This is a genomic window from Streptomyces roseoviridis, assembly GCF_039535235.1.
GTDB classification, from domain to species: domain Bacteria; phylum Actinomycetota; class Actinomycetes; order Streptomycetales; family Streptomycetaceae; genus Streptomyces; species Streptomyces roseoviridis.
In genome coordinates this window covers 2157600-2171660 of the sequence record NZ_BAAAWU010000001.1, presented here as the reverse complement: position 1 = coordinate 2171660, position 14061 = coordinate 2157600, and the positions used below count along the sequence as shown (strand labels likewise).

Genomic DNA, 14061 nt, shown 5'->3' with positions numbered 1-14061 from the left:
CCGGGTGTGCTGGGCCGGAAGGTAGGAACGACGCACGAGGTGTAGCACGAAGCATGAACATGCAGCAGGCGGCAGAACGAGCGGACGCCATGCTGGACGCCACGTTCGAGGCGATCGTCCCCCGGGTCCACTGGGCCCACGACACCACAACCACGCACACCTGCGACGTAATTCGGCGCCGCACCGTCACCACCGTCGTCTCCGAGCAGCGGCGAGGCAGCTTCCTCGGTGTGGTGCAGCGCCATTGGGAGAAGAGCGGATACAAGATCAAGTCCGTCAGGCAGGACCAAGAGATGCCCGCCATCTACGCGGTCTCGCCGGAAGGCTTCCAGATCCGCATCCTCTTTGGTTACAAGGGACAGGCCTTCTTCCAGGTCGCCACCCCCTGCGTCACCAAATCCCCCGTCACCGACCCCACCACCCCAGCCAACGGCCCCGCCTACCCCCTCGGCCGGATCCCCGCCCCCAACATCCGCTCCGCGTTCTGGTCCGCGCCCGCGCCCCTTCCCTGAGACCATGAGTGCCATGGCTACACATGTGATCACCGGAGCCGGTTCCGGCATCGGCGCCGCCGTCGCGCGGCGTCTGCACGCGCGTGGGGACGAGCTCGTGCTGCACGCGCGGGACGCGGGGCGGGCCAAGGAGCTGGCCGCGGAGTTTCCCGGGGCCCGGACGCTCGTCGGGGACCTGGCGGATCCGGACCGGCTGTCGTGGGCGTTCTCGCACCAGAGCCTGCCCGAGCGGGTGGACACCCTGCTGCACATCGCGGGCGTCGTCGACCTCGGGCCGGTCGGCGAGCTCACCCCCAAGACCTGGCACCACCAGCTCAACGTCAACCTCGTCGCCCCCGCCGAGCTGACCCGGCACCTCCTGCCCCAACTCCGCGTCTCCAAGGGGCACGTGGTCTTCGTGAACTCGGGCGCCGGGCTCAACGCGCACGCCGAGTGGAGCGCCTACGCCGCCTCCAAGCACGGACTGAAGGCACTCGCCGACTCGCTGCGCCACGAGGAGCACGGCAACGGGGTGCGGGTCACCTCCGTCTACCCGGGCCGGACCGCGAGCCCCATGCAGGCGAAGGTGCACCAGCAGGAGGGCAAGGAGTACGACCCCGAGCGCTGGATCGACCCGGAGTCCGTGGCCACCACCATCGTCATGGCGATCGACCTGCCGCGCGACGCCGAGGTGAACGACCTGACCGTGCGCCCCGGGCGCTGAGCCGATGGCGGGGGCCGGGGGAAACGTCGTATCGGGCGGTACGCAGGGGACCGTCGTCCAGGCCGGGCACATCGAGCACCTCGTCGTCCATCAGGCCCCGCCGCCGGCCGACGAGGTCACCGTCGCCCCGCCGTTCGGGCGCAGGGGCGCGGCCCTGCGCGGGCGCGAGGAGCTGACCACGCGGCTGCTCGCCGCGTCCGGCACCCATGTGCTGTACGGGCTCGGGGGCGTCGGCAAGACCAGCCTCGCCCTGGAGGTCGCCGACGTCCTCGCCCGGGACGGCGCCCCCGTGTGGTGGGTCGCCGCCCAGGACGCCGGCCGTCTCGCGGGCGGCCTGCGCGCGGTCGCCCGCCGGGTCGGGCTCGACGCGGAGGAGCTGGCCGGCGGCCAGACAGCCGACCTGCTGTGGGAACGGCTCGCCGCCCTCCCCGGCCCCTGGCTCCTCCTCCTCGACAACGCCGACGACCTCGCCCTCCTCGACGGACCCGGTTCCCTCGCGGCCGGTACGGGCTGGGTGCGCGCCCCGGCGGGCGCCGCCGGGCTCGTCCTCGTCACCACCCGCGACGGCGACCCGGCCGCCTGGGGATCCGGGCCTGTCCTGCACCGGCTCGGCGCCCTGCCCGGCCCCGAGGGCGCCCGGGTCCTCGTCGACCGGGCCGGCCCCGACGCGGGGCCCGCGACCGACGCCGCCGCCCTCTCCGTACGCCTCGGGGGCCTGCCGCTCGCCCTCGACAGCGCCGGGCGCTACCTGGCCTCGGTCGCCGAACGCCCCGCCTTCCTGCGCACGCCGGGCGAACCCGCCACGTACTCCGCGTATCTCGACGCCCTCGGTACGGGGGACGTCACCGTCGACGGTGACGGCACCCTCGCCCGTATCTGGGCGATGTCGCTGCGGCTGCTGCGCGACCGCGGCCACGCGCACGCCGAGGAACTGCTCCGTCTCCTCGCCGGCTTCGCCGACGCCCCGGTGCCGCTGCGGGTCTTCGCCCCCGAACGGGTCGACATCCCGCCCGGCGAGCTGTGGACCTGCCTCCAGGCCCTGGACCGGCTCGGCCTCGCGGCCCTGCGGACGGACGAGGAGCCGGTGGTGTCGCTGCATCCGCTGGTGCGTGACGCGTTCCGGGGAGAGCGGGAGCGGTTGTCGGCGGCCCTGGCGGTGACGCTGGACCCGCCTCAGGCGGGCGGGCGGCTCTGGGAGCTCCTCGTTCCCCATCTCCTTCACGACCTGGACGCGGGGAGGACGGAGGACGGGTGGCGGGCCGCACTGCTCGCGGTGGACTCCCTCGAAGTCCGCGGCATGGTGCGGGCCGTGCCGTCGGCGGCGCGGTCCGTCGCCGAGGCCACGGTGCGCGCACTCGGCCCCGTGCACCCGCTGTCCTTGGCCGCACGCCTCGCGCACGGGCAGGCGCTCCTGGACGGTGGTCAGGCGGGGCAGGCTCGGGTCCTGCTGGGGGAGCTCGCCGCGGACATGGCCGAGACCCTCGGGCCGGACGCCCCGGACACCCTGGAGTGCCGGCACACCCTCGCCATGGCCCACCACCTCTGCGGTGACCTGGACGGCGCCCGCGAGGTGAACGCGCGGGTCCTGACCGCCCGGGACAGGGTCCTCGGCCCTGCCCACCCCGCGACGCTCACCACGCGGCACAACCAGGCCATGGTGCTGGTCCAGCTCGGTGACCCGGCGGGCGCCCTCGCCGAGTTCGACGCGATCCTCGCCGCCGAGACGGCCGAGATGGCCGAGATGGCCGAGACGGCAGGGACCGCCGGGATCGCCGGGACGGCCGGGACGGCCGGGAGCGCGGCTGCCCGGGGCGACGCCTTGGCGCGGACACTCGTCACGCGGGAGAACCGGGTGCATGTCCTGCGCATGCTCGGGGACACCGAGGGCGCCAGGGAGGAGCTCCAGGCGGTGCACGACGCCCGCGTCCGCCTGTTCGGCGCCGACCACCCCACGACCCTGTCCGCCCGGTACAACCTCGCCACCGTCCTGCCACCCGACCGCGCGCGTGAGGAACTCACCGCCGTCCTCGACGCCCGCACCCGCGTCCTCGGCCCCGACCACCCCGTCACCCTCGCCACCCGCGAGGCGCTGGAGCGCACGGCACGTACCCTGCCGGAGTGACCGACAACAGCGCCATCAGCCACGACAGCGAGAAGAGCACCTTCCCCTGGGGCCCCGCCACCGGCGTCGGGTCCCTGCCCGGCGGGGACGCCCGCGAGGCCGCCAAGACCGTCACCGGGTCCTTCGAGGACTTCCCCTTCCTGGCGGAGCTGCCCGCCCGGGGGCCCGGGGCGGACATGATCGGGCGGACGATCGGGATGCTCGTCGAGCTGTACGCGCACGTGGAGCCCAGCGGCTGGCGGATCAGCGACCGGCCGGGCAGGGACACCCGGCGGGCGCGGTCGTGGATGGGGGAGGACCTGGACGCCCTGGAGGAGTTCACCCAGGGGTACGAGGGGCCGCTCAAGGTGCAGGCGGTGGGGCCGTGGACGCTGGCCGCGTCCCTGGAGCTGCGCGGCGGCGAGGCGGCCCTCGGGGACGCGGGCGCCTGCCGGGACCTGGCGGCCTCCCTCGCGGAGGGGCTGCGGGCCCACCTCGCCGAGCTCCGCAGGCGCGTCCCGGGCGCCCGGCTGGTGCTCCAGCTCGACGAGCCCTCGCTGACCGCGGTGCTGCGCGGGCAGGTCCGCACCGCCAGCGGCTACCGCACCCACCGGGCGGTGGACCGGCAGGTGGTGGAGGGCGCGCTGCGCGACGTGACGGCGGTCCACGACGGGCCGGTGGTGGTGCACTCGTGCGCCCCCGACGTGCCGTTCGCGCTGCTGCGCCGGGCCGGGGTCGCGGGCGTGTCGTTCGACTTCGGGCTGCTCACCGAGCGTGACGAGGAGCCGATCGGGGAGGCGGTGGAGGCGGGGACCGTCCTCTTCGCCGGTGTGGTGCCGTCCACGGACCCGGCCTCGGGGGCATTGTCGGACCCGGGCGGTAGCGTCATGGGTGTCAGGACGCTGTGGCGCAGGCTGGGGCTGAATCCGGGGACTCTCGCCGAGTCCGTGGTGATCACCCCGACCTGTGGTCTCGCGGGTGCCTCGCCGGCGTACGCCCGCAAGGCGCTCGCCCACTGCGCCCGGGCGGCACGATCGCTCGCGGACAACCCAGAGTGACGGCAAGGTGACCGGGTTTCAGGCTACGGGAGGACGAGGAACGGTGGCAGTCGAACAGGGGGCCCCCGCCGAGGCGCGGGAGAAGCACGCCGAGCTGGCGGAGCAGGTCGAGGAGCACCGCTTCCGGTACTACGTGAAGGACCAGCCGGTCATCAGCGACGCGGAGTTCGACAGGCTCCTGAGGTCCCTGGAGGCCCTGGAGGAGGAGTATCCGGACCTGCGGACGCCGGACTCGCCGACCCAGAAGGTCGCGGGGACGTACGAGACGGACTTCGCGTCGGTCGAGCACCGGGAGCGGATGCTCTCGCTGGACAACGCCTTCGACGACGCGGAGCTGGCGGCCTGGGCCGAGCGCGTCGCCAAGGACGTCGGCACGAGCGACCACCACTTCCTGTGCGAGCTCAAGGTCGACGGCCTCGCGGTGAACCTCACGTACGAGCACGGGCGGCTCACCCGGGCGGCGACCCGCGGCGACGGCCGTACGGGCGAGGACATCACGCCGAACGTGCGGACGATCGCCGACGTCCCCGAGCGGCTGCGCGGCGAGCGCGTCCCGGCCCTGGTGGAGATCCGCGGCGAGGTCTACTTCCCGATGGAGGCCTTCGAGGGGCTCAACGCGCGGCTGGTGGAGGCGGGCGACAAGCCCTTCGCCAACCCGAGGAACGCGGCCGCCGGTTCGCTGCGCCAGAAGGACCCCAAGGTGACGGCGACCCGCCCGCTGCACATGGTGGTCCACGGCATCGGCGCCCGCGAGGGCCTCGACATCTCCCGCCTGTCGGAGGCGTACGAGCTGCTGCGCGAGTGGGGCCTGCCGACCGCCCGGCACAACAAGGTCGTCTCCGGCCTCGACGGCGTACGGGAGTTCATCGCCTACTTCGGCGAGAACCGCCACTCGGTGGAGCACGAGATCGACGGGGTCGTCGTCAAGCTGGACGAGATCCCGCTCCAGGGCCGGCTCGGCTCGACGGCGCGCGCCCCGCGCTGGGCGATCGCGTGGAAGTACGCGCCGGAGGAGGTCAACACCAAGCTGGTCGACATCAAGGTCGGTGTCGGCCGTACGGGCCGCGTCACGCCGTACGCGCAGGTGGAGCCGGTGACGGTGGCCGGTTCGGAGGTCGAGTTCGCCACCCTGCACAACCAGGAGGTGGTCAAGGCCAAGGGCGTGCTCATCGGGGACACGGTCGTGCTGCGCAAGGCCGGTGACGTGATCCCGGAGATCCTGGGGCCGGTGGCGGACCTGAGGGACGGCAGCGAGCGGGAGTTCGTGATGCCGGCCGAGTGCCCGGAGTGCGGGACGCCGCTGAAGCCGATGAAGGAGGGGGACATCGATCTGCGCTGCCCCAACGCGCAGTCGTGTCCGGCGCAGCTGCGCGAGCGGCTGTTCTTCCTGGCGGGCCGGCAGTGCCTGGACATCGAGAACTTCGGCATGGTCGCGGCGGCGGCCCTCACCCGCCCGCTGGAGCCCGCGGAGCCGCCGCTGAAGGACGAGGGCGGTCTGTTCGACCTGACGATCGAGCAGCTGCTGCCGATCAGGGCGTACGTCCTCGACCCGGACAGCGGGCTGCCCAAGCGGGACCCGAAGACGGGCGAGGAGAAGATCGTCCCGGTCTTCGCCAACCAGAAGGGCGAGCCGAAGAAGAACGCCCTGGCGATGCTGGCCAACATCGAGGCCGCCAAGACGCGTCCGCTGGCCCGGTTCATCAACGGGCTGTCGATCCGCCATGTGGGTCCGGTCGCGGCCGAGGCACTGGCCCGCGAGTTCCGGTCCCTGGAGCGGATCGAGCAGGCGACCGAGGAGGAGCTGGCGGCGGTCGACGGCGTCGGCGGGATCATCGCGGCGGCGGTGAAGCAGTGGTTCTCCGAGGAGTGGCACCGGGAGATCGTGCGCAAGTGGCGTGCGGCGGGAGTGAGCTTCGAGGACGAGGGTGCCGGTGAGGAGCGCGGGCCGCGTCCGCTGGACGGGCTGACCGTGGTCGTGACGGGAACGCTCCAGAACTACACCAGGGATGGCGCAAAAGAGTCGCTGCAAGCCCAGGGTGCGAAGGTGACCGGTTCCGTTTCAAAGAAGACCGCCTTCGTCGTTGTGGGTGACAACCCGGGCTCCAAGTACGACAAGGCCGTGCAGCTGAAGGTTCCGGTTCTGAACGAGGAAGGGTTCGCGGTGCTGCTCGAACAGGGTCCCGAAGCCGCCGCGGAGGTGGCCCTCCCGGTCGCCGAGTAACCACGGCCGGCCGTCCCGCGGGCCGCGGAAGCTCACCCGTTCGGCGCATACCAGATCGTTACGGGTGGCCGGGTCGCATTCGGGCAAGACATGGAGAGCGGTGCCCGTAGCAGCCCTCCGCGGCCTAGTGTGGTGACCGTGCGTCCGCCGCGCACGGCCGTGCGAAGGCCCTGCCGGCGCGCAGGAGCAGGACACGCGGTACGGCACGCGACCGGACGACGGCCCAGTGGCATGACGACGGCCCCGCGTTGCGACCGCACCGCCGGCTGTGAGAGGGACGGGAATGAAACCGACCGAGAGTGCCGCCCCGGTCGCACGGCCCCAGGGCCGCGCGGCGTACGTGGGCATCACCTCCGGGCTGCCCGGAGCTTTGGTGGGCATCGCCGCCGTCGTGCTCACCGCCGGACTGTACCGGGCGCTGAGCACCGGCGAGGGGCTCTTCCCGGGCGGCGCCGCCGGCTGGTCCCTCGCCGTCCTCACCGGCCTCATCGTCGGCCACCTGGTCGCGCTCGGCCGCGACCGCTGGTGGGGCGGCACCGGCTCCGGCGCCGCCCTCACCCTGGCCGTCCTGCTCCTCTACGGCTGGGTCGCCGCCTCCCTGGTGTCCCTCACCGTGGTCGTCCTCGTCGCCGCCGCCCGCCGCCACCGCTGGCGCCAGGGCCTGCTGCACGGCGCCGTGGACGTCATCGGCACCGGCGCCGCCGCCCTCGTCCTCGCCACCTTCGGGGACGTGCCGACCGTCGCCGCGCCCTGGCGACCCCTCGACTGGGGGATCGCCGACGTACCGGAAGTGGCGCTCGCCGCCGTCGCCTACCTCGTGGCGACCCGGCTGCTGTTGTGGTACGCACTCGCACCCCAGGGCGGCGCCCTGCCCACCGCGGCCCGCACCGCCCTGCTCCGGCAGGGCCTGGTCGCCGTCGCCCTGCTCGGCATCGCCCCCCTCATCTGCGTCGTCGCCGCCTCCCGGCCCCCGCTGCTGCCGCTCTTCGCCGTCCCGCTGATCGCCCTCGACTCCACCCTGTGGATCGCCCGCGCCCGCGCCGAGGAACAGCTGCGCGACCCGCTCACCGGACTGCCCAACCGCCAGTGGCTCCTGGAGCGCACCTGGACCGCCCTGGAGGAGGCCGAGGGCGAGGGCGTCCGCTCGGCCCTGGTCCTGATCGACCTCGACCGCTTCCGCTCGGTCAACGACACCCTCGGACACCTCGCCGGTGACCGGCTCCTCCTCCAGATCGCCGAACGGCTCCGCCTCGCCCTGCCGCGCGGCGCCGAGGCCGCCCGGCTCGGCGGCGACGAGTTCGCCGTCCTGCTGCCCACCGCCGACTCCACCACCAGCGCCCAGCGCGTCGCCCGCCACCTCGTCGCCGAGCTCTCCTCCCCGCTCGACCTCGACGGCCTCACCCTGGTCCTGGAGGCCAGCGCCGGCGTCGCCGTCTTCCCCGAGCACGCCCTCGACGCCGAGGGCCTGCTGCGCCGCGCCGACGTCGCCATGTACCAGGCCAAGCGCGACCGCACCGGCGTCGAGGTCTACGAGTCCAAGCGCGACTCCAACACCCCCGACCGCCTCGGCCTCCTCGGCGACCTGCGGCGCGCCCTCGACGCCGGCGAGGTCGAGCTGCACTACCAGCCCAAGGTCCGCTTCGACGGCCAGGTCGCCGGCCTGGAGGCGCTGGTCCGCTGGGTCCACCCCGAGCGCGGCAAGGTCCCGCCGGACGAGTTCATCGCCATCGCCGAGTCCTCCGGCCTGATGCCCCACCTCACCGAGTACGTCCTGGAGACCGCCCTCGCCCAGGTGGCCCGCTGGCGCGCCCAGGGCCTCGACGTGCCCGTCGCCGTCAACGTCTCCCCGCGCGACGTCCACACCCCCGGCTTCGCCGGCGCCGTCGCCGCCCGCCTCGCCCGCCACGGCGTCCCGGCCGGCGCGCTCCAGCTGGAGATAACGGAGCACGTGCTCCTGGAGGACCCGCAGCGGGCCGCCGACACCATGGCCGGGCTCACCGGACACGGCGTCAAGATGTCCCTCGACGACTTCGGCACCGGCTACTCCTCCCTGGTGCACCTGCGCCGCCTGCCGGTGAGCGAACTGAAGATCGACCGCTCCTTCGTCGCCCGCCTCGCCGTGGACAACGAGGACGCCGAGATCGTCCGCTGCACCGTCGACCTCGCCCACTCCCTCGGCCTGCTCGTCGTCGCCGAGGGCGTCGAGGACGACGAGACCTGGGAGCGGCTGCGCGACCTGGGCTGCGACGCCGTCCAGGGCTGGCTGGTCGCCGCCGCCATGCCGCCCGGCGAGGCCACCGCCTGGCTGCTGGCACGCGGCGAGCACGGCTGGCGCCGCCCGTCGGAGATCTCGGCCGCCGCGGCCGCGGCCGTCGCGGAGCCGGTGATCGTGGAGGTCGAGCGGCCTTCCGGCCAGGTCGTCCAGTAGTCCTCGCGGATCCCGGGGCGGCCGCCCCGGGGCCGACCGTTTCACGGGGAGCGGCACCGGCCCCATAGGATTGGGCCAACACCGTCAAACTCACCCCGATGAGGATCCGCATGCCTGGCATCACGCGCGAGGAGGTCGCCCACCTCGCCCGGCTGGCGCGTCTGGAGCTGAAGGACGAAGAGCTCGATCACTTCGCCGGTCAGCTCGACGACATCATCGGCGCGGTCGCCCGCGTCTCCGAGGTCGCCGACCAAGACGTACCGCCGACCTCCCACCCCCTGCCGCTGACCAATGTCATGCGCGCGGACGAGGTCCGTCCGTCGCTCACCCCCGAGCAGGCGCTCTCCGGCGCCCCGGCCCAGGAGCAGCAGCGTTTCAAGGTGCCGCAGATCCTGGGGGAGGACTAAGAACGTCATGACGGACAACAGCACCATCATCAAGCTCACCGCCGCGGAGATCGCGGCGAAGATCGCCTCCGGCGAGCTCACCGCCGTCGAGGTGACCGAGGCCCACCTCGCCCGCATCGAGGCCGTCGACGAGAAGGTCCACGCCTTCCTGCACGTCGACCGCGAGGGCGCCCTCGCCCAGGCCCGTGCCGTGGACGAGAAGCGGGCCCGCGGCGAGAAGCTGGGCCCGCTCGCCGGTGTGCCGCTCGCGCTCAAGGACATCTTCACCACCCGGGGCGTGCCCACGACGGTCGGTTCGAAGATGCTCGAGGGCTGGATCCCGCCGTACGACGCCACCCTGGTCACGAAGCTCAGGGCCGCCGACGTGGTCATCCTGGGCAAGACCAACATGGACGAGTTCGCGATGGGCTCCTCCACGGAGAACAGCGCCTACGGTCCCACCGGCAACCCCTGGGACCTGACCCGCATCCCCGGCGGCTCCGGCGGCGGCTCCTCGGCCGCCCTCGCCGCGTACGAGGCCCCGCTCGCCATCGGCACGGACACCGGCGGCTCCATCCGCCAGCCCGCCGCCGTCACCGGCACCGTCGGCGTCAAGCCGACCTACGGCGCGGTCTCCCGCTACGGCATGGTGGCCTTCTCCTCCTCCCTCGACCAGGGCGGCCCGTGTGCCCGTACGGTCCTCGACGCGGCCCTGCTGCACGAGGCCATCGCCGGCCACGACCCGCTCGACTCGACCTCCATCGACCTGCCGGTCCCGCCGGTGGTCGAGGCGGCCCGCAACGGCTCGGTCGCCGGCATGCGCGTCGGCGTGGTCAAGCAGTTCCGCGGCGAGGGCTACCAGGCCGGCGTGATGCAGCGCTTCGACGAGTCCGTCGAGCTGCTGAAGTCGCTGGGCGCCGAGATCGTCGAGGTGGACTGCCCGTCCTTCGACCTCGCCCTGTCCGCGTACTACCTGATCGCGCCGTCGGAGTGCTCCTCCAACCTGGCCCGCTTCGACGGCCTGCGCTACGGCCTGCGGGCCGGCGACGACGGCACCCGGTCCGCCGAGGACGTCACCGCGCTCACCCGCGAGGCCGGCTTCGGCCCCGAGGTCAAGCGCCGCATCATCCTCGGTACGTACGCGCTGAGCTCCGGCTACTACGACGCGTGGTTCGGCTCGGCCCAGAAGGTCCGCACCCTGATCACCCGCGAGTTCGAGAGGGCCTTCGAGCAGGTCGACGTGATCGTCTCCCCGACGACCCCGACCACCGCCTTCCCGATCGGCGAGCGCGCCGACGACCCGATGGCGATGTACCTCGCGGACCTGTGCACCATCCCGACCAACCTGGCCGGCAACGCCGCCATGTCGCTGCCCTGTGGCCTCGCGCCGGAGGACGGCCTCCCGGTCGGCCTGCAGATCATCGCCCCCGCCCTGAAGGACGACCGCCTGTACAAGGTCGGTGCCGCCGTCGAGGCCGCCTTCGTGGAAAGGTGGGGTCACCCGCTGCTCGAGGAGGCTCCGTCGCTGTGAACGCCATGGCAAAGAAGGCCAAGAACTTCAAGAAGTCGAAGACCGGCGTCTACGTCTCGCTGGCCAGCACCGCCTTCGGCGCGGTCAGCGTCGCCAAGCAGGCGAAGCTGGCCCGCAGCGACGGTGACATGCTGCGTCTGGTCGACGCCGCCGTGTCCGCCGCCGCCATCGTCACCGGCCTCGCGATCCTGTACCGCGAGCTGAAGCGCCTCGGCGACGACGACGTCCTGCTGGGCTGAGAGGGAAAGTTCCACCGTGACTGTCACTGAACTGCTGTCGTACGAGGCGGCACTCGCCGAGTACGACCCCGTCATGGGCCTGGAGGTCCATGTCGAGCTCGGCACCAAGACGAAGATGTTCTGCGGCTGCTCCACCGAGCTCGGCCAGGACGCCAACACGCAGACCTGCCCGACCTGCCTCGGCCTGCCAGGGTCGCTCCCGGTCGTCAACGCGGTCGGCGTGGAGTCCGCCATCAAGATCGGTCTCGCGCTGAACTGCGAGATCGCCGAGTGGTGCCGCTTCGCCCGGAAGAACTACTTCTATCCGGACATGCCGAAGAACTTCCAGACCTCCCAGTACGACGAGCCGATCGCCTTCGACGGCTATCTGGACGTCCAGCTGGAGGACGGCGAGGTCTTCCGCGTGGAGATCGAGCGCGCCCACATGGAGGAGGACACCGGCAAGTCCACCCACATCGGTGGCGCGACCGGCCGCATCCACGGCGCCTCGCACTCGCTGCTCGACTACAACCGGGCCGGCATCCCGCTCATCGAGATCGTCACCAAGCCGATCGTCGGCGCGGGCGAGCGCGCGCCCGAGGTCGCCAAGGCGTACGTGGCCGAGCTGCGCGAGCTGATCCGTGCCCTGGGCGTCTCCGAGGCGCGCATGGACAAGGGCCAGATGCGCTGCGACGTCAACCTGTCGCTGATGCCGAAGGGGTCCACCACCTTCGGTACGCGCTCGGAGACGAAGAACGTCAACTCGCTCCGTTCCGTGGAGCGTGCGGCGCGCTTCGAGATCCAGCGCCACGCGGCGGTCCTGGAGGCCGGCGGCACGATCGTGCAGGAGACCCGTCACTTCCACGAGGACGACGGCACGACCACCTCCGGCCGCATCAAGGACAACGCCGAGGACTACCGCTACTTCCCGGAGCCGGACCTGGTGCCGGTGGCCCCCTCCCGCGAGTGGGTCGAGGAGCTGCGGAAGGGCCTTCCGGAGCTGCCGCGGGTGCGCCGCAACCGGCTGCGCGAGGAGTGGGGCGTGTCCGAGGTGGACATGCAGGCCATCCTCAACGCGGGTGCGGTCGACCCGATCGTCGCCACGATCGAGGCGGGCGCGGACGCCGCGTCGGCCCGCAAGTGGTGGATGGGCGAGCTGGCCCGTAACGCCAACGAGCAGGGCGTCTCCCTGGAGGAGCTCTCGATCACCCCGGCGGACGTCGCCCGCGTGTCGGCCCTGGTCGCCTCCGGCGACCTGAACGACAAGCTGGCCCGTCAGGTCATCGAGGGCGTTCTCGCCGGCGAGGGCACCCCGGACGAGGTCGTCGAGAAGCGCGGTCTGAAGGTCGTCTCCGACGACGGCGCGCTCGGCGCGGCGGTCGACGAGGCCATCGCGGGCAACGCGGCCATCGCCGACAAGATCCGCGGCGGCAAGGTCGCCGCGGTCGGCGCCCTGGTCGGCGCGGTCATGAAGGCCACCCGAGGCCAGGCCGACGCGGCGAAGGTCAAGGACCTGATCCTGGAGAAGCTGGGCGTCAGCGAGGGCTGAGCCCAGGCGGTACGGCTACGAGAGCGGCCCCGCACCGGATTTCCGGTGCGGGGCCGCTCTCGTACGCTCAGGGGGCGGCTCAGTGGGCCCACTCGGGGTTCTCCCTGGGCCTCAGGCCCTGGGTGAGCCTGCGCCGCAGCCACCTGCTCATGGGCTTCTCGACCCAGCGGTGGATGCCGTAGGAGAGCAGCAGCATGGCGCCGGTCGTCACCGCGATGGTTCCCCAGGGCCCGAGTGCGGGGACGTGCCGGGTCAGACCCTTGGCCAGCGGGATGCCGAGGCTCATGTGGACGAGGTAGAAGGGGTACGTCAGGGCGCCCGCGGTGACCAGCCAGCTCCCCCTGATCCTCCGGAGCGGGCCGAGGGAGGCCAGCATCAGGACCGCGAGGAACGCGGTGACGAGCAGGGCGCACAGGGTCCAGGAGACCGTCCTGTCGGTGCCGGACGTGGCGGGGTGCCAGTTCACGCGGATCTGGAGCACGCTGAGCTGGTAGGCCCAGGCCATGCCGAGCAGGAACCACAGCATCAGGTTCTGGCCGAAGCGGCACATCAGGTAGACGACGATGCCGGTGATGAAGTAGCCGGCGTAGGTGCTGAGGACGAACTGGTCGAGCAGCTTGAACCCGGTGGAGTGGGTGACGAAGGCGGCTACCAGCCACACGGTGCAGAAGCCCACCATGCGCGCGTAGGTGGTGCCGAACTTCAGGACGACGACCATCAGCAGGTAGAAGCGGGCCTCCACGTCCAGTGTCCAGGCGACACCGTCGAGCAGTCCGACCTTGAGCGGCCCCGGGAACATCGTGAGGTTCGACAGGACCACCCGCGGGTGGACGACCGAGTGGATGTCACCGGTCTGCAGGGGGATGACCGCCATGCGGGCGACGATCAGCAGGATGACGAACCAGTAGGCCGGGAACAGCCGGGAGATCCGGGAGACCGCGAACTGGCCCGGGGTGCGGCCCCAGGCGCTCATGCAGATGACGAAGCCGCTGATGAGGAAGAACATCTCCACGCCGAGCCAGCCGTACATCGAGGCGCGGTGCACGAGGTACGAGAAGACCTTGGGGGACTCACCCCAGATGGCCGGATTCGTCGTGCCCAGGAAATGGAACGCGGCGACGAAGAGACACGCCCCGAGCCGCAGTCCGTCCACGAGCGCCAGCCGCGGCGGGCGCTTCTTGGTGGTGGCGGTGTGAGCCGGGGCGGCTGTGCCGGATCCCGTGGGTGCGGGTGCGGGTGCGGGTGCGGGTGCGGGTGCGGGTGCGGGCGCGGGCGCCGGTGCCGGTACGGCTGTGGCCGGGCCTGCGGCTTCTGGAACGGGCGGAGCCGCCGGTGCCGGCTCGGCGCCGATCGA

At 72.5% G+C, this 14061-nt stretch carries 11 protein-coding genes; 10 read left to right on the top strand and 1 reads right to left on the bottom strand.

Annotated elements, in window-relative coordinates; all coding sequences use genetic code 11:
- Positions 1-53: 53 nt before the first annotated feature.
- The 10 genes from ABD954_RS09680 (at position 54) to gatB (ending at position 12707) form a co-directional block, all read left to right on the top strand.
- Positions 54-512: a hypothetical protein gene (locus ABD954_RS09680; RefSeq protein ID WP_345485470.1), complete on the top strand. Its 459-nt coding sequence runs from the start codon at positions 54-56 to the stop codon at positions 510-512.
- Positions 513-516: 4 nt separating this feature from the next.
- Positions 517-1215 (top strand): SDR family oxidoreductase, encoded by a 699-nt coding sequence (locus ABD954_RS09675; protein WP_345485469.1) that lies wholly within the window; start codon positions 517-519, stop codon positions 1213-1215.
- Between the two features lie 4 nt (positions 1216-1219).
- A complete protein-coding gene (locus ABD954_RS09670; protein WP_345485468.1) occupies positions 1220-3337 on the top strand; it encodes a tetratricopeptide repeat protein in 2118 nt (705 codons plus the stop codon).
- Positions 3334-4374 carry a methionine synthase gene (locus ABD954_RS09665; RefSeq protein ID WP_345485467.1) on the top strand — a complete coding sequence of 347 codons (1041 nt, stop codon included), beginning with the start codon at positions 3334-3336 and terminating at the stop codon, positions 4372-4374. Before ABD954_RS09670 ends, ABD954_RS09665 begins: the two co-directional genes overlap by 4 nt.
- A gap of 43 nt (positions 4375-4417) precedes the next feature.
- Positions 4418-6595 carry an NAD-dependent DNA ligase LigA gene (ligA, locus tag ABD954_RS09660; RefSeq protein WP_345485466.1) on the top strand — a complete coding sequence of 726 codons (2178 nt, stop codon included), beginning with the start codon at positions 4418-4420 and terminating at the stop codon, positions 6593-6595.
- A 283-nt stretch (positions 6596-6878) separates the two neighbouring features.
- Positions 6879-9023: a putative bifunctional diguanylate cyclase/phosphodiesterase gene (locus ABD954_RS09655; RefSeq protein ID WP_345485465.1), complete on the top strand. Its 2145-nt coding sequence runs from the start codon at positions 6879-6881 to the stop codon at positions 9021-9023.
- A 110-nt stretch (positions 9024-9133) separates the two neighbouring features.
- Complete coding sequence (gene gatC / locus ABD954_RS09650; protein ID WP_016642027.1) at positions 9134-9430, top strand: Asp-tRNA(Asn)/Glu-tRNA(Gln) amidotransferase subunit GatC; 297 nt, start codon at positions 9134-9136, stop codon at positions 9428-9430.
- A gap of 7 nt (positions 9431-9437) precedes the next feature.
- Positions 9438-10940, top strand: a complete 1503-nt coding sequence (gene gatA, locus ABD954_RS09645; protein WP_345485464.1) for an Asp-tRNA(Asn)/Glu-tRNA(Gln) amidotransferase subunit GatA — start codon at positions 9438-9440, stop codon at positions 10938-10940.
- A gap of 5 nt (positions 10941-10945) precedes the next feature.
- Positions 10946-11179 carry a hypothetical protein gene (locus tag ABD954_RS09640; protein ID WP_250765831.1) on the top strand — a complete coding sequence of 78 codons (234 nt, stop codon included), beginning with the start codon at positions 10946-10948 and terminating at the stop codon, positions 11177-11179.
- Positions 11180-11195: 16 nt separating this feature from the next.
- The gene (gatB, locus tag ABD954_RS09635) at positions 11196-12707 is read left to right on the top strand and encodes an Asp-tRNA(Asn)/Glu-tRNA(Gln) amidotransferase subunit GatB (protein WP_345485463.1); all 1512 of its coding nucleotides are present in this window, start codon (positions 11196-11198) and stop codon (positions 12705-12707) included.
- Positions 12708-12786: 79 nt separating this feature from the next.
- Here gatB and ABD954_RS09630 read toward each other — a convergent pair whose 3' ends face one another.
- On the bottom strand, positions 12787-13860 hold the full coding sequence (locus ABD954_RS09630) for an acyltransferase family protein (protein ID WP_345485462.1): 1074 nt from the start codon (positions 13858-13860) through the stop codon (positions 12787-12789).
- Positions 13861-14061: the final 201 nt, after the last annotated feature.